14 protein-coding genes are annotated in these 15864 nt (G+C 39.2%); 11 read left to right on the top strand and 3 right to left on the bottom strand.

The window, feature by feature from the left end; translation table 11 throughout:
* Positions 1–29: 29 nt before the first annotated feature.
* The gene (locus tag AC1MGI_RS10855) at positions 30–872 is read left to right on the top strand and encodes a YitT family protein (RefSeq protein WP_480345284.1); all 843 of its coding nucleotides are present in this window, start codon (positions 30–32) and stop codon (positions 870–872) included.
* Positions 873–1034: 162 nt separating this feature from the next.
* On the opposite strand, the gene AC1MGI_RS10860 is transcribed toward AC1MGI_RS10855, so the two are convergent.
* The 3 genes from AC1MGI_RS10860 to AC1MGI_RS10870 form a co-directional block, all read right to left on the bottom strand.
* Positions 1035–1217: a DUF3813 domain-containing protein gene (locus AC1MGI_RS10860; protein ID WP_480345285.1), complete on the bottom strand. Its 183-nt coding sequence runs from the start codon at positions 1215–1217 to the stop codon at positions 1035–1037.
* The gene (locus AC1MGI_RS10865) at positions 1217–1369 is read right to left on the bottom strand and encodes a hypothetical protein (RefSeq protein WP_403072736.1); all 153 of its coding nucleotides are present in this window, start codon (positions 1367–1369) and stop codon (positions 1217–1219) included. The genes AC1MGI_RS10860 and AC1MGI_RS10865 overlap by 1 nt, the downstream gene beginning before the upstream one ends.
* A gap of 139 nt (positions 1370–1508) precedes the next feature.
* Complete coding sequence (locus AC1MGI_RS10870) at positions 1509–2324, bottom strand: Cof-type HAD-IIB family hydrolase (protein ID WP_480345286.1); 816 nt, start codon at positions 2322–2324, stop codon at positions 1509–1511.
* A gap of 204 nt (positions 2325–2528) precedes the next feature.
* Between AC1MGI_RS10870 and AC1MGI_RS10875 the strand changes: the two genes are divergently transcribed.
* The 10 genes from AC1MGI_RS10875 (at position 2529) to clpB (ending at position 15840) form a co-directional block, all read left to right on the top strand.
* A complete protein-coding gene (locus tag AC1MGI_RS10875; RefSeq protein ID WP_062182145.1) occupies positions 2529–2837 on the top strand; it encodes a metal-sulfur cluster assembly factor in 309 nt (102 codons plus the stop codon).
* A gap of 412 nt (positions 2838–3249) precedes the next feature.
* Entirely contained in the window at positions 3250–4281 is a 1032-nt protein-coding gene (gene argC / locus AC1MGI_RS10880; RefSeq protein WP_480345287.1) for an N-acetyl-gamma-glutamyl-phosphate reductase, read from the top strand.
* Between the two features lie 17 nt (positions 4282–4298).
* Positions 4299–5531: a bifunctional ornithine acetyltransferase/N-acetylglutamate synthase gene (argJ, locus tag AC1MGI_RS10885; RefSeq protein WP_480345288.1), complete on the top strand. Its 1233-nt coding sequence runs from the start codon at positions 4299–4301 to the stop codon at positions 5529–5531.
* A 12-nt stretch (positions 5532–5543) separates the two neighbouring features.
* A complete protein-coding gene (gene argB, locus AC1MGI_RS10890) occupies positions 5544–6317 on the top strand; it encodes an acetylglutamate kinase (RefSeq protein WP_480345289.1) in 774 nt (257 codons plus the stop codon).
* Positions 6314–7465, top strand: a complete 1152-nt coding sequence (locus AC1MGI_RS10895) for an acetylornithine transaminase (RefSeq protein ID WP_480345290.1) — start codon at positions 6314–6316, stop codon at positions 7463–7465. The genes argB and AC1MGI_RS10895 overlap by 4 nt, the downstream gene beginning before the upstream one ends.
* A gap of 82 nt (positions 7466–7547) precedes the next feature.
* Positions 7548–8630, top strand: coding sequence for a carbamoyl phosphate synthase small subunit (locus AC1MGI_RS10900; RefSeq protein ID WP_480345291.1), 1083 nt, complete (start codon positions 7548–7550; stop codon positions 8628–8630).
* Positions 8623–11742 (top strand): carbamoyl phosphate synthase large subunit, encoded by a 3120-nt coding sequence (locus tag AC1MGI_RS10905; protein ID WP_480345292.1) that lies wholly within the window; start codon positions 8623–8625, stop codon positions 11740–11742. The genes AC1MGI_RS10900 and AC1MGI_RS10905 overlap by 8 nt, the downstream gene beginning before the upstream one ends.
* Positions 11739–12692, top strand: coding sequence for an ornithine carbamoyltransferase (gene argF, locus AC1MGI_RS10910; RefSeq protein ID WP_480345293.1), 954 nt, complete (start codon positions 11739–11741; stop codon positions 12690–12692). Before AC1MGI_RS10905 ends, argF begins: the two co-directional genes overlap by 4 nt.
* A 152-nt stretch (positions 12693–12844) precedes the next feature.
* A complete protein-coding gene (locus AC1MGI_RS10915; RefSeq protein ID WP_062182126.1) occupies positions 12845–13024 on the top strand; it encodes a YjzC family protein in 180 nt (59 codons plus the stop codon).
* A 221-nt stretch (positions 13025–13245) separates the two neighbouring features.
* Positions 13246–15840: an ATP-dependent chaperone ClpB gene (gene clpB / locus AC1MGI_RS10920; protein ID WP_480345294.1), complete on the top strand. Its 2595-nt coding sequence runs from the start codon at positions 13246–13248 to the stop codon at positions 15838–15840.
* The last annotated feature ends 24 nt before the right edge of the window (positions 15841–15864 follow it).

Raw genomic sequence — 15864 nt, forward strand, 5'->3', positions numbered from 1 at the left:
ATACTATAGGTAAAGATTGGGGGCAGAATATGTATCTTTTAGAAGGTAAGAAAATCATTATTGTTATTATCGGTGCACTTTTTAATGCGGTCGCTATGAATCTGTTCCTGATACCCGCCAATATTTATGCAAGCGGGTTTACTGGAGTTGCTCAACTAATATCCACATTACTTAGAACGTATGCACCGTTTACCATTTCAACAGGAATTATTTTATTTATTTTAAACGTTCCGATTACGATCATTGCATGGAAAAAAATCGGTCGCGCATTTACTGTATATAGCTTTATTAGTGTCGGATTAATGACTGTATTTATGGAGGTAATTCCTGTTTACAAAATGTCGCCTGATATATTATTAAATGCAGTATTTGGTGGAGTTATAGCGGCAGTTGGGGTTGGAATTACACTGAAATTTGGAGCATCGACTGGAGGGATGGATATCATCGCTATGCTCCTTTCCCGTGTAAAGGATAAGCCGGTAGGTACATACTTATTTCTACTAAATGGAGTGATTATCGTCACTGCTGGAGCGATTTATGGACCAGAAAAGGCGCTTTATACGCTTGTCACTCTCTACACTTCAACAAGAGTCATTGATGCTATCCACACGCGTCATGAGAAGCTTACAGCGATGATCATAACGAAGAAGGGGAATGAGCTTAAGTATGCCATTCACTCAAAGCTTGTCCGTGGCCTAACCACAGTCCCAGTAAAAGGGGGATATACAAATGAAAACAAAGAAATGATATTGATCGTGGTTACTCGGTATGAGCAATATGATTTAGAAAAAATCATCAATGAAGTGGATCCTGAAGCGTTTACGAACATTCTACAGACAACGGGCATAGTAGGGTTGTTTAGAAAGGAATAAAAAAAGAGTCAGACCCCACAACTCCTATATACAGTTCAATTAAGGTGTGTGTAACTTGATAAACTGTATATAGAGTGTGGTGTCAGACCCTTTAAGGATTTAAAATAAGCAAAAATCTCAGACCTAGTTTTAGCTTCTAGTTCTTTGGTGCTTGTCCTTTGCTTATTTTGACTCTAGCTTATTCTGTAGCTCTCGCAACTGAACTTGTTCTGCTTCAGTTGAATTGGCGTAAGCAGAAGAAAGTGCATTTTTGGCGATCTCCATTGTTTCCTCTTGTTGGTTATGATCTCCATTTACTGCTTCTCCGACAAATTTTCTAGCTTGCTGAAATAATTTGTTTGCCATTATAATCCACCATAGCTTTGTTCAGACATAAGTTGAGTTCTTTTTTCTTCAGCTTCAGCGTACGTAGAATGATAAGGGATTCGTTCAGCATGTTGCAAGACCGTATTCTTCCCTTGCTGTACAAAACGTTTGGCTTTGCTACTTTTACCCATTCTTATCGCCTCCGTATTCTAAAGCGTCTAGAGATTGGTTTAGAGGAATTTGTCTCCTTCTTAATCAACCTCACTACTAGTTTGGCTTACGCAGCTAGAATTAAAAGCGGGAATAAATAGAAAATTTCATATGAGTTACTTAAAACTTCAGATTGAACTTATCCTCAAGGAAAACAGCGATTCCATCTTCTTCATTCGTTAGTGTGGTGGCATAGGCAACTGTTTTCAATTCCTTAATGGCATTGCCCATTGCCACACCAGTCCCAGCATATTTAATCATCTCGAAATCATTGTCTTCATCACCGAAAGCAATGATCCGCTCCTTTGGTATATCTAAAGATTTGGAAACGCGGTCAAGACCAACCGCCTTATTTAATCCGGTTCGGACAATTTCAATTACATGGAATGGATCTGCCCAGCGGCGATGGTCGATAACCTCAGCATGAACATCAGACAAATGTTTTCTGATATCATCTACATATTGTTGCTCAGTATGGATTAACATACTTGTGGGAGGCGCGTTAAGAAAATTACGCAAATCACCAGTCGTAATATTCGTACTCCCCATTTGTAAGAGATCAATTAGTTTTTCATCATGATAATGAAAGAACACATCATCACGTACTTCAGCAATAATGTTATGATAAGTAAAATTCTGAACAGCTTGTACGATATCTTTCGCAACTTCAATATCAAGTGGTGAGTGAAAAGCTCCCCAAGCACTGTTTTTAGGATGGTGTACGAATGCTCCGTTGAAATTTACGATTGGGGTGTTTAAATCGAGCTCACGATAATATGGTTCACTGGAACGGTAGGGTCTGCCTGTTGCAATCATAACCTCATGACCGTCATCTTTTAACTTTGCTAATGTTCTTTTTGTCCGATTGGTGATGTTTTTTTCATTTGTAAGTAATGTACCATCAAGGTCTAAGACAATCAGATGTTTTTCAGTCATTTAGTCACCTTCTATTTCTATTTTTTTGATATGCTACTAATATTACCCTTAATTGTAGGCAATGTTAAATCTTTTTAATTTTCGTATTGTTCCTGTATAGTGAAAAGTAATCTTGAAAAAACTTATGCTAAAAAGTATTTGCTTAATTAATGGCATAAGTTTGATAAGATGTAGGTATCGATGCAGATAAAGGAGTGAATAGAAATGGACCAAGATTTAAAAGATAATTTAATGGGTGCATTAGAACAGGTCATTGATCCTGAACTTGGAGTAGATATAGTGAATTTAGGTCTCGTATATGATGTTGATATGGACGAAAACGGGATGGCTACTGTTACAATGACGCTAACAGCTATGGGTTGTCCCCTCGCTGGAACGATTGTGGATAATGTGAAATATGTCCTAGAAGATATTCCGGAAGTAAAGGACTCAGATGTAAACATTGTTTGGAGTCCACCTTGGTCAAAAGACCGTATGTCAAGATATGCGAAAATCGCATTAGGTATTAAATAAATATTTAAGCTAGAAGGAAAGTAAAGCCGTCAGTCAATCTGGCGGCTTTATTTCGTGAGATCTCGGTGTATTATCGAGGAATTTTCCAATAAGACATCCATAAGAGATTGCTCTAAAACTAAAGCGATAAAAAAGGTTCAGGTTCTAAAAGCCGTCTCACTTTATGAAGGTGGCGGTGTGGAGCCGAATTATCGGATGCTTTCTCGATCATAAGTATACCCGCTAAGTAGATTAGCTATATGAGTAAGTCGCGAAGCCCCCTCCTCATGTCCACCATACAAAAATGACAATATTTAAAAATAGTTTAAAAAATTCGCTCATTTTATAAAAATACATTTGATTTTATTTTTATTCAGTCATATAATACTATTATTATAGAATCGTAGGGAAGAATACAATGGAGATGATAAACTTGAACGTTTCAATTGTTGGTGCTACAGGCTATGGCGGATTAGAACTTATTCGTCTTTTGAAAAATCATCCAAACATGAAAATTGCCTCTTTGCATACATCATCTAAATTTGATAGGAAAATAAGTGAAAGTCATACACATTTATTGCATGAAGATTTTGTGTTAGAAGAAATTAATCCTGAAAAAATTGCCGATAAATCGGATATTGTTTTTCTAGCTACACCATCAGGGGTCTCAGCAGAACTTGTCTCCGCTTTTTCTCAGGTGAATGTTAAGGTTATTGATTTATCCGGTGACTTACGCTTAAAAACACCAGGTGAATATGAAAAATGGTATAAAAAAACGGCTGCACCGCAGAAAATCATTGATTCAGCTGTGTACGGTCTTACGGAATGGAATGCCAAGCAAATTAAAGAAGCAAACGTGATCGCAAATCCGGGCTGTTATCCAACTGCAACATTACTTGGCTTAGCGCCATTATTTAAAGAAGGCTTAGTTGCGGGAGACGTTATTGTTGATGCAAAATCAGGCGTATCTGGAGCAGGAAAGTCACCATCAGATATGACCCATTTTAGCGATATGAATGAAAATTTCAAAATATATAAAGTACATGAGCATCAGCATATCCCGGAAATTGAGCAGCAGCTATCTGCGTGGTCACAGAAAATAGAGCCCATTACCTTTACGACGCATCTTGTCCCAATGACGCGAGGAATCATGGCGACCATGTATGTAAAGGTAAACAAACGAATTTCTACACAAGAGCTTTATGATCTATATCAAACGAATTACAATTCACATCCTTTCGTAAGAATCCAAAGAACTGGTCAGTTCCCGGTCACGAAACAAGTATATGGCTCTAATTTCTGCGATATTGGGATGGCGTATGATGAACGAACTGGGAAAGTAACGATTGTATCGGTAATCGACAACCTTGTGAAAGGTGCAGCCGGGCAAGCGATTCAAAATGCAAATATTATGATGGGCTTGGAAGAAACAGCAGGTTTATCCACAATTCCCATTTATCCATAACTATTCGGAGGTAAATCATGAAAACACTACAGCGTGTTGCATCTATAAAGAAAATTGAACAAGGTAATATCGTTACACCACAGGGGTTTAAAACAGCAGGTGTTCACGCTGGATTACGCTATTCGAAGAAAGATCTTGGGATCATCTTATCGGATATTCCTGCGTCAGTTGCGGCTGTTTACACACAAAGTGTGATCCAAGCAGCTCCCCTTGAAGTGACAAAGCAAAGCATTCAAGAGGAAGGGAAGGTACAAGGAATCGTCGTTAATAGCGCTTGCGCCAATGCCTGCACTGGCAAACAAGGACTAAAAGACGCCTATGAAATGAGGGATCTGGCTGCTTCGAAATTCGAATTACCATCACATTATCTTGCGGTTGCTTCAACAGGTGTTATTGGTGAATACATGAAAATGGATAAAATTAAGCGTGGGATTGAACTGTTAGAACCATCATCTGCGGATAAGGATGCTATAGATTTCGAACAAGCAATCTTAACAACAGATACCGTAACGAAGAATTGTGCGTACTCAGTCGAAATAGATGGGGTAACGGTTACGATGGGTGGAGCAGCGAAAGGATCGGGAATGATTCACCCGAATATGGCTACGATGCTCGGATTTATTACGACAGATGCAGCCATTGAGTCTAGCGATTTACAGCTTGCACTTTCAGCCATAACTGATCAGACGTTTAATCAAATTACAGTAGATGGCGATACCTCAACAAATGATATGGTGCTTGTATTAGCAAACGGCAAAGCGGGCAATCAATCTTTATCACCTTCACATCCTGAATGGGATATATTCATTCAATTGTTGAAACAAACAAGTGAAAGCCTGGCTAAACAAATCGCAAAAGATGGCGAAGGAGCAACTAAACTAATCGAGTGCAATGTTTTCGGAATGGCTACGAAGCGTGCGGCACAAATCATTGCTAAAACGATCATTGGTTCTAATTTAGTAAAAACAGCGGCTTATGGAGCGGATGCGAACTGGGGGAGAATCATTGCAGCGATGGGACGTAGTGGAATCGATTTTAACCCGCAACAAGTCACGATTGCCTTTGGAGATATCGTTGTATTAGAAAATGGTGAGCCGGTAGATTTTTCGGAAGAAATCGCTAAAGCTTATTTGGAGCAAGATTTACTCGTGATAAATGTTACGCTTAAAGAAGGATCTGAAACAGGAACAGCGTGGGGATGCGACTTAACCTATGATTATGTGAAAATCAATGCGAGCTATCGATCATAAGGAGTGTGCACAATGAAAACCCTAGTTATTAAATGCGGCGGTAGTATTATTGATGAACTGTCAGAAACTTTTTTTGAAAGCATAAAAGAACTGCAAAGCCATGGCTGGCGAATGGTCTTTGTTCATGGCGGCGGTCCGGATATTAACGCCATGCTTGAACAAAGCAATATCACACCAATCTTTGAAAATGGACTACGTAAGACAACGGCTGAGGTCATGGAAATTGTCGAATTGATGCTTTCAGGTAAATCGAACAGAAGCCTTGTTCATAAGCTTGAATCACATAATATTAAAGCGATTGGCTTAAATGGCTCTGATGGCAAGATGTTGATTGGGAGCTATATTGATGAATCGGCCTTGGGCGCTGTTGGCGAGATTGAGAAAATTGATACAGACCTATTGGAAGTGCTTCTTCAAAAAGGAATATGTCCTGTGCTAACTCCCATCTCAATTACGGAATCAGGACAGAAGCTGAACGTGAATGCTGATATGGCAGCAGGTGCAGTGGCAAAAGCACTTGGTGCACAAATGTGTTTATTTGTTACTGATGTTAAGGGAGTTCTAAAAGAAGGCAGCTTACTCTCACAGCTTACAGCAACGGAAACGAAAGAAATGATTAAAGAAGGTACCATTTATGGCGGAATGATACCTAAGGTTACCACTGCGCTTTCCGTTTTGGAAAAAAGTATACCAGAAGTGATGATTGTCAGCGGAAAGTCTTGTTTCTATGAAAATAATGATTTTATTGGAACGAAATTTGTTACACAGAAAGGGGTATATCAATGAGTTCATTATTTCCAACCTATGAAAGATGGCAGATTGAACCAGATCAGGCGTTAGGATCTTGGTTAACAAGCAAGGATGGCAAGAAATATTTGGATTATACGTCTGGAATCGGTGTGTTGAATCTTGGACATTGTCATGAAAAAGTAAAAACAGCCGTTGAAAAACAATTAGCTTCATTTTGGCACACATCGAATATGTTCGAAAATTCAAAGCAGGAAAAAACCGCTTCACTCATTACGGAAGCATCTGGTCTAGGGTCTGTCTTCTTTTGTAACAGTGGTGCCGAAGCAAATGAAGCCGCGATAAAACTCGCACGGAAAGCATCAGGGAAAAATAAAATTATTACTTGCATTCAATCGTTTCATGGACGTACTTTTGCGACCATGGCAGCAACAGGGCAGGAAAAGGTCAAAGTTGGTTTTGGGAAAATGCTTGAAGAGTTTGCCTATATTCCATTCAATGATGTAGATGCATTGGTAAACAGTGTGGATGTAGACACCGCTGCAATTATGATTGAAATCGTTCAAGGCGAAGGTGGGATTCATAAAATTGAACAGGAATTCCTGGATGCAATAAAATCTGTAAGTGAAAAATTCGGAATCCTATTAATTATCGATGAAATTCAAACGGGAATTGGCCGTACTGGTAAGCCATTTGCTTTTCAACACTATCAGGTTGATCCGGATATCATCACAATCGCTAAAGGGCTAGGAAATGGTCTTCCTATCGGTGCAATGGTAGGAAAGAAAGAGCTTGCCAAGTACTTTGGACCAGGTAGCCATGGATCGACGTTTGGCGGAAATCCAGTCAGTATCGCAGCAGCAGAAGCGACGGTTCAAGAAGTGTTCAAAGATGACTTTCTTTTAGGAGTAGTTGAAAAAGGAAACTATCTTTTCGATCAATTGAACGAAAAACTAAAGGATCTAGAAAACGTGAAAGAGATACGCGGGATGGGGCTGATGATTGGGGTTGAATTAGTGAATGCTGGTCAACCGATTTTACTAGAGCTTCAAAAGCAAGGGATACTTGTCTTGACAGCAGGTCCGAATGTAATTAGACTACTGCCACCATTAACAACGAATAAACATGAATTGGATATGTGCATTGAAAAGATTGCAAATGTAATAGGAAGTAAGCAGCCAGTCTAAAAATGACTGTATTTTTTACAAATCGAATGAATAAAAATACTTTATGATATATAAAAATACAGTCTTTCATAGGAGTGAAATCATGAAAAGCTATTTACATTTATCAAATGGTCAATCTTTTGAGGGGAAATTATTAACTAAAGATATGAACGATGCCATGCAAGGTGAAATTGTCTTTTTTACAGGAATGACAGGCTACCAAGAAGTGTTGACAGACCCTTCATATAAAAATCAAATTGTCGTATTTACGTATCCGTTAATTGGGAATTATGGGATTAACGATGAAGACTTTGAAAGCAGAAAGCCGCATGTGGCTGGTGTAATTGTTTATCAAGGAGATATGAGTTATTCTCATTTTCAAGCTCGTCATTCGCTAAAAGATTATCTCGATAAATGGAATATTCCATTGCTTAGTCAGATCGATACGAGAGCAGTTGTGAAGACGATTCGAAAATTAGGTTCTATGGAAGCTGCGATTACACCTGATCCGAATTATCAAGTGCAAACCAGCTATAATGGAAATACTCAAATAGTATCAGAAGTTTCTTCTAAGGAAATTGCGAGTTATGGAAACGGTACAAAGCATATTGTTCTTCTTGACTTTGGTTACAAGAAATCGATTTTGGACAGTTTAATCAATCAAAATTGTAAAGTAACGACAGTACCTTTCAATACGGATCTTCAAACGATTCAGACCCTGAATCCGGATGGTGTAGTCCTATCTAATGGGCCAGGTGATCCGAAGCAACTAAATCATTTACTTGAAAATATCAAAAGCATACTTACTCATTATCCGACGATGGGCATATGTCTTGGTCACCAACTTACAGCTCTTGCATTTGGTGGAAATACGAAGAAAATGCTTTTCGGTCATCGAGGTGCCAATCAGCCAATTGTTGATTTGAAAACGAAACGGGTGTACATGAGCTCGCAAAATCACAGCTATGAAGTGGCGGAAGAGAGTTTAATGAACACAGGATTACAGGTACGATTCCGCAATGTGAATGATGGCACAGTTGAAGGTTTGGTCCATACTGAACTACCAATTGTCACGACACAATACCATCCGGAAGCTAATCCAGGCCCAGCGGAAAGTGGGGAACACTTTTCAGAGTTTTTACAGATGATAAATGACTATAGCGGGAGAGAAAAAGCATATGCCTAAGAATCATTCCATACAAACTATCCTAGTAATCGGATCAGGTCCGATTATCATCGGGCAAGCAGCAGAATTTGATTATGCCGGCACTCAAGCATGTTTAGCGCTTAAAGAGGAAGGCTATCGGGTCATTTTAGTGAATAACAACCCAGCGACAATTATGACCGACGACATGAATGCAGATGCAGTATATTTTGAGCCATTAACCTGTGATGTACTTGAAAAAATCATCGCAAAGGAAAAACCAGATGGCTTGCTCGCTACATTAGGCGGTCAAACAGGATTAAATCTTGCGTATCAGCTTCATGAAGCAGGAATTTTAGAAAAGTATGGCGTTACATTGCTCGGAACTCCAATTGACTCCATTAAAAAAGGAGAGGACAGGGAGCTTTTTCGACAATTGATGTTTGAAATCAACGAACCAGTTCCTGAAAGCATGATTGTTCATACCTATGATGAAGCGGTTGCTTTTGCAGAAAAAATTGGGTTTCCGATCATTGTTCGGCCAGCGTATACGTTAGGCGGTACTGGTGGCGGTATTGCAGAAGAGATGGACGTATTCAAGGAGCTTGTCAGAGGCGGGCTACAGGAAAGTCCAATTACTCAATGTCTCATTGAGCGAAGCATTGCAGGTTTTAAAGAAATTGAATATGAAGTAATGCGAGACAGCAATCAAACCTGTATCACGATTTGTAATATGGAAAATATTGATCCAGTTGGCATTCATACAGGAGATTCAATTGTCGTGGCTCCATCTCAGACCCTTTCTGATGAAGAATATCAAATGTTGCGCTCGGCATCGATTAAAATTATTTCAGCATTAGGGATTATTGGCGGCTGCAATATCCAATTTGCTCTTGATCCGAATAGTAAAAGCTATTATTTAATTGAGGTGAATCCTCGGGTCAGCCGTTCTTCAGCACTTGCCTCAAAAGCGACGGGCTATCCGATTGCCCGCATTGCAGCAAAATTGGCAGTTGGTTATCATTTGTCAGAACTGATCAATCCCGTTACGAAGAGCACGTATGCAAGCTTTGAACCTGCACTTGATTATGTAGCTGTGAAATTTCCTAGATGGCCATTTGATAAATTTCCAACAGCAATGCGTAAGCTTGGAACACAAATGAAGGCGACCGGTGAAGTAATGGCCTTGCATCGAAGTTTTGAAGGAGCTCTTCAAAAAGCCGTTGACTCACTTGAACTAAAGACATTGGGTTTTCAGCTAAAGTCATTAAAAGAAAAATCTTTATCAGACTTGTGGGATATGCTTTATGCGCAAACAGATGAACGAATTTTTGTGATTTTCGAATTACTTCGCAAAAATGTTACAATAGAGGCGATTCATGAAGCAACTCAAATGGACTATTTTTTCTTAGCGAGTTTTTCAACCATAATAGAAATGGAAAAGAATCTTGCTGACAAAAATCTTTATGATCTAACGAAGGAAGAATTCGTGTTCATAAAGGAAAATGGCTTTTCTGATCGTTACTTGGCATCTATATGGGGCGCATCAGAACTTGACGTGAGAAAGCAGCGGATAACGCTAGGGGTCACAGCGGCGTATAAAACGGTTGATACATGTGCAGCCGAATTCGAATCTCATACGAATTATTATTACTCGACGTATTTCGGTGAAAATGAGCAGAAAAAGTCAGCTAAACAAAAGGTCTTGATTATCGGCAGTGGACCGATCCGAATTGGGCAAGGGATTGAATTTGATTATTGTTCTGTACACAGTGTTTACGCCCTACAACAAGAACATGTAGAAACCATCATGATTAATAATAATCCTGAAACAGTGAGCACAGATTTTGCCACAGCTGATCGCCTTTACTTTGAACCTTTGACACTTGAATATGTTTTAAATGTAATAGAGGCAGAAGGAATTCAAGATGTAATCGTTCAATTTGGCGGTCAAACTGCGATTAATCTTGCACAAGGTCTTGAAGAGCAAGGCATTAATTTATTGGGAACATCCTTTGATATCGTCGACCAATTAGAAGATCGTGATCGTTTCTATACGTTGCTACAAAAGCTTGATATTCCTCATGTTCCTGGTGAGATGGCGAATAACGCACAAGAATTACTGAAGCAAGCTGAACAGATTGGCTTTCCCGTTTTATTACGTCCTTCCTATGTAATTGGCGGTCAGGGAATGGAAATCATTCAAGATCGTAAAAGTCTAAATAATCGTTTGAACAATGGCGAATCTCTTGTTTACCCTGTACTTCTTGACTCTTATATACCTGGTCAAGAAGCTGAGATTGATTTAATTGCCGATGGTAGTGATGTCTATATACCTTTAGTTGCCGAACATATTGAAAAGGCAGGCGTCCATTCTGGAGACAGCCTAGCTATTTTTCCAAGCACAACTATTTCCAATGAAATGAAAGAAAAAATGGTCGAATATGCGAAGGAAATTGTCGCGGAACTTGGATATAAAGGATTAATGAATATCCAATTCGTTATCCAAGGTCAAAAGATTTATGTGCTTGAAGTAAATCCACGTGCAAGTCGAACGATTCCTTTAATCAGTAAAATTAGCGGTGTTCCACTTGTCCAAGTTGCGACAAAAATATTGCTTGGGAAATATACTTTGTCGAATTTACTAGGAAAAACAGGGTTAGAAGATGATTTCTCGTATTCTGCCATTAAATACCCAGTCTTTTCAACATTTGCTTTAAGTGGTCTTGATTCGAAAGTTGGACCAGAAATGAAATCGACTGGAGAAGGTATTGCCATTGCGAATACAATCAATGAAGCATTAGCGAAAGTTTATCATGGTCAAAGAGACGTGCATAAAAACGGTTTATTCATTTCCCCTACGATCCATTTAAGTGAGGGAACGTTAAATCGAGTGCTTGATGCAGGAATGGTTATTGCGGATGGTGATTTTGAATCATGGCTTAAACAAGGAAACGGTGCGGCAGTATTGTCATATGGAAAATCAGAGGAAGATCAACATTTGCGATTATTAGCAGCGAAATATCGTATCCTCGCTTTTTCAGAAGAAGAAACTTTCCTTGCATACTTACAATCGCTTTCTGAAAAAGAGATAAAAATTGCTTCACTACAAACTTGGCTTAGTTTAGATAAAAAGGGAGTGACACAAGTATGAGTACAATAATCAAGAACGGAAAAATCATTCAGCAAAAGGATTTACTTACACTAGCTGATGTTTCTCCTGACTCAATTTTGGAGTTGCTAAAATTAGCTAGTGATATTAAGTCGAAATGGGCAGCTAATGAAGAGTATGCACCATTAAAAGGAAAAACGTTAGGGATGATTTTTGAAAAATCATCAACAAGAACGAGAGTGTCGTTTGAAGTTGGCATGCTGCAACTTGGCGGGCATGGCTTGTTTTTAAGCAGCAATGATATCCAGATTGGTCGTGGAGAAACGGTAGCGGATACGGCAAAAGTCTTATCTCAATTTGTTGACGGAATTATGATTCGAACATTTGGGCATGAAAAGATTGAAGAGTTGGCTGCATCGGCAACCATTCCTGTTATTAATGGCTTAACAGATATGTTCCACCCATGTCAGGCACTAGCCGATTTATTGACGATTCAGGAAGTGAAAGGGAAGCTTGCAGGTCTGAAAATGGCATATATTGGCGATGGGAATAATGTCGTACATTCTTTAATGATTGCCTGTGCAAAAACGGGAATTGACTTTTCCATTGCGTGTCCAGCTGGATATGAGCCGAATAAGGAAATTATTGAATACGCGAAAAAAGAGGCTAAGCAACAGGGATGCGAAATTGTCGTGACAGATTCTCCTACTGAAGCCATAGAAGGTGCTGATATCGTTTATGCAGATGTCTGGACATCAATGGGACAAGAAGCAGAGAATGCCGTTCGATTAGAAGTATTTAAAGAGTATCAAATTAATGCAGAGCTAGTAAAGCATGCGAAAGAAGACTATATTTTCATGCATTGTCTTCCAGCTCACCGTGAGGAAGAGGTAACAGCTGAAATTATTGACGGACCAAATTCTGTCGTTTTTCATCAAGCAGGAAATAGGCTGCATGCTCAAAAAGCGATTTTGGTCGACTTGCTTCAATAAAAATGATTAATGATAATCAAGCTAGTGAGAAAAAAGCATGTTTGTTTAAAAACTCCGCCTGAAAATTGCTGATTTTCGCGAACATACCAGTGATAATCGCACTCGTCTTTGGAAAGACTAAAAGTACAGTCAGCAAAAGGAGAGTGATGATCATGGGTCAAAATCATCAATTTAAATTTGGACAAAAAGCGCCGAATAATGGGGTTTATGTTGAAATAGGTGAAACAGGAAGCACAGTGAATAATCCGAAAAAAGTAAAGCTGAAAGCAGGAGAAGCTTTTCCTGAAAATTCGAATCACAATCGCGTTTGGATGTATCAACGTAAACCATAATCATCAATTCAAATAGAGAACATCAATTGGGTCTGATTTCGTACTCTACATACAGTATCTATATACTGTAGTTCGTAGAGGCGAGATCTGACCCTTTACTTTTGCCCTTATGTAAGCCTTCTTTCTTTAAATTTAGTGAGTTTTATTGTACAATAGATTTAAAGGTCAAAGAAGGTCAAAGTATAGATCATGCCATCTGGCTTAATGTTGGAGGGATACTTATGGATATGGAAAAAATGACAGAAAAATTGCAGGATGCCTTTATAACAAGTCAGGATTATGCTCTTTCCCGAAACAACCAGGAATTGAATGAACTGCATGTTTTACAGGCTCTGTTTGATCAAGATGAAAGCATGTTAATGAGAATTCTTTCAGAAAGTGATCAGCCGATAAATCCATTTGAAGCAATGCTTGAAGAAGAACTAAACAAACTACCGCAAGTAACAGGGAGTACAGAAGGAAAAGGTGTTTATTTAGCAGCATCGCTACGAAACATAATGGAAGTAGCAGAGTCTGAAATGAAACGTTTTTCTGATGAATATTTGTCTGTAGAACACATCCTACTTGCGATGCTTAAAGTGAACAAAACTTATATTAAGAAACTATTTTCACCATTCAATGTAAACTATCAGACCGCGTTAAATATTATCAAGGAGATTAGGGGGAATCAGAGAGTGACTAGCCAAAATCCTGAAAGCACATATGAAGTACTAAAGAAATATGGCAGAGATCTTGTGGCAGAAGTAAGGTCTGGGAAAGTCGATCCTATTATTGGAAGAGATTCAGAAATCCGAAATGTCATTCGAATACTTTCGAGAAAAACAAAAAACAACCCTGTGCTTATCGGGGAACCGGGTGTAGGGAAAACCGCTATAGTGGAAGGTCTTGCACAAAGAATTGTACGAAAAGATGTGCCAGAAGGATTGAAAGACAAAACGATATTCTCGCTCGATATGAGTGCTTTGGTTGCTGGGGCTAAATTCCGCGGCGAATTTGAAGAGCGCTTAAAAGCAGTTCTAAATGAAGTCAAAAAAAGCGATGGGGGAATTTTATTATTTATTGATGAAATCCACACCATTGTAGGTGCAGGCAGAACCGATGGTGCTCTTGATGCGGGGAATATGTTAAAACCAATGCTTGCCCGCGGCGAATTGCATTGTATTGGTGCAACGACGCTTGATGAGTACCGAAAGTATATTGAAAAAGACCCGGCTCTTGAAAGAAGGTTCCAACAGGTCCTTGTATCAGAACCAGACGTTGAGGATACGATATCCATTCTTAGAGGATTGAAAGAACGGTTTGAAATCCATCATGGTGTCAGAATTCATGATCGTGCCATTGTAGCGGCGTCTGTATTGTCTAATCGCTATATTACAGACCGATTTTTACCTGATAAGGCGATTGATCTAGTAGATGAAGCCTGTGCCATGATTCGGACTGAAATCGATTCAATGCCAACTGAACTAGATGAAATTACCCGGAAGGTCATGCAGCTTGAAATTGAAGAAGCGGCACTTCGGAAAGAAAGTGATGAACCGAGCAAAAATAGATTAGCCATTTTGCAAAAAGAACTATCCGAGCAACGTGATCAGGCAAACGCAATGAAGGCACAATGGCAAATGGAGAAATCATCCTTACAGCATGTGTCTGAACAGCGGGAACAATTGGAAAAGCTTCGCCGTGATTTAGAACAGGCGGAAAATGAATATGATTTAAATCGGGCTGCAGAATTGCGACATGGATTAATTCCACAAAAGGAAAAAGAACTAGAAAATCTTGTTGCGAATTTAGAAGAGGATAAACAAGACAACCGTCTATTACGTGAAGAAGTAACGGAAGAGGAAATTGCGTCGATTGTAGCACGCTGGACAGGAATTCCTGTTACAAAGCTAGTGGAAGGAGAAAGAGAAAAGCTTCTCCGGCTCCCTACAATCCTAAGCGAGCGGGTAATTGGTCAAGATGAAGCAATCGAACTTGTTTCAGATGCGGTCCTCAGAGCAAGAGCAGGCATTAAGGACCCGAATAGACCGATTGGTTCTTTTATCTTTTTAGGACCAACAGGTGTAGGGAAAACAGAGCTAGTAAAGGCACTTGCAGAAACTTTATTTGATAGTGAAAACCAAATGATTCGAATCGATATGTCAGAGTATATGGAGAAACATTCAGTTTCCCGGTTAATCGGGGCACCTCCAGGTTATGTGGGATTTGAAGAAGGAGGACAGCTTACCGAAGCGATCCGCCGTAAGCCATACTCCGTTATTTTGCTTGATGAAATTGAAAAAGCACACCCAGACGTATTCAACATCCTCTTGCAAATGCTTGATGATGGTAGAATTACAGATTCCCAAGGCAGAACCATTGATTGTAAAAACACAGTCATCATTATGACATCAAATATCGGCTCCCATTATTTATTACAGTCCGATTATCGTCAGGATGAAATAGAAGAAGCGGTGAAAGAACAAGTGATGAGTGAGTTGCGCAGCCATTTCCGTCCTGAATTCTTAAATCGTGTCGATGATATTATTTTGTTTAAGCCTTTATCGAAATCTGATATTGGAAAAATTGTTGATAAAATGGTCTTTCAACTCCAGGAACGTATTTGGGATCAGCATTTAACACTCACGATCACAGATGAAGCGAAGGAATTCATTGCCGATCAAGGATATGATCCTGTATATGGAGCACGACCGCTTAAACGATTTATCCAAAAGCAAATTGAAACAAAGCTTGCCAGAGAAATTATTGCGGGGAAAGTATCAGATCAACAACAAATTGTATTTGACTATGACGGAGAGAAGATTTTTCTTGTATAAAAACTAACAAGGACTTAACTTTCG

The sequence above is a fragment of the Peribacillus sp. BM1 genome (assembly GCF_056679975.1).

What these genes read in the sequence shown, in the direction of transcription:
- AC1MGI_RS10860 (WP_480345285.1), bottom strand. Translation starts at nt 1,217, where the DNA reads ATGGCAAACAAATTATTTCAGCAAGCTAGAAAATTTGTCGGAGAAGCA.
- argF (WP_480345293.1), top strand. Translation starts at nt 11,739, where the DNA reads ATGAGTACAATAATCAAGAACGGAAAAATCATTCAGCAAAAGGATTTA.
- clpB (WP_480345294.1), top strand. Translation starts at nt 13,246, where the DNA reads ATGGATATGGAAAAAATGACAGAAAAATTGCAGGATGCCTTTATAACA.
- AC1MGI_RS10855 (WP_480345284.1), top strand. Translation starts at nt 30, where the DNA reads ATGTATCTTTTAGAAGGTAAGAAAATCATTATTGTTATTATCGGTGCA.
- AC1MGI_RS10865 (WP_403072736.1), bottom strand. Translation starts at nt 1,369, where the DNA reads ATGGGTAAAAGTAGCAAAGCCAAACGTTTTGTACAGCAAGGGAAGAAT.
- argJ (WP_480345288.1), top strand. Translation starts at nt 4,299, where the DNA reads ATGAAAACACTACAGCGTGTTGCATCTATAAAGAAAATTGAACAAGGT.
- AC1MGI_RS10870 (WP_480345286.1), bottom strand. Translation starts at nt 2,324, where the DNA reads ATGACTGAAAAACATCTGATTGTCTTAGACCTTGATGGTACATTACTT.
- AC1MGI_RS10900 (WP_480345291.1), top strand. Translation starts at nt 7,548, where the DNA reads ATGAAAAGCTATTTACATTTATCAAATGGTCAATCTTTTGAGGGGAAA.
- AC1MGI_RS10905 (WP_480345292.1), top strand. Translation starts at nt 8,623, where the DNA reads ATGCCTAAGAATCATTCCATACAAACTATCCTAGTAATCGGATCAGGT.
- argB (WP_480345289.1), top strand. Translation starts at nt 5,544, where the DNA reads ATGAAAACCCTAGTTATTAAATGCGGCGGTAGTATTATTGATGAACTG.
- AC1MGI_RS10895 (WP_480345290.1), top strand. Translation starts at nt 6,314, where the DNA reads ATGAGTTCATTATTTCCAACCTATGAAAGATGGCAGATTGAACCAGAT.
- AC1MGI_RS10875 (WP_062182145.1), top strand. Translation starts at nt 2,529, where the DNA reads ATGGACCAAGATTTAAAAGATAATTTAATGGGTGCATTAGAACAGGTC.
- AC1MGI_RS10915 (WP_062182126.1), top strand. Translation starts at nt 12,845, where the DNA reads ATGGGTCAAAATCATCAATTTAAATTTGGACAAAAAGCGCCGAATAAT.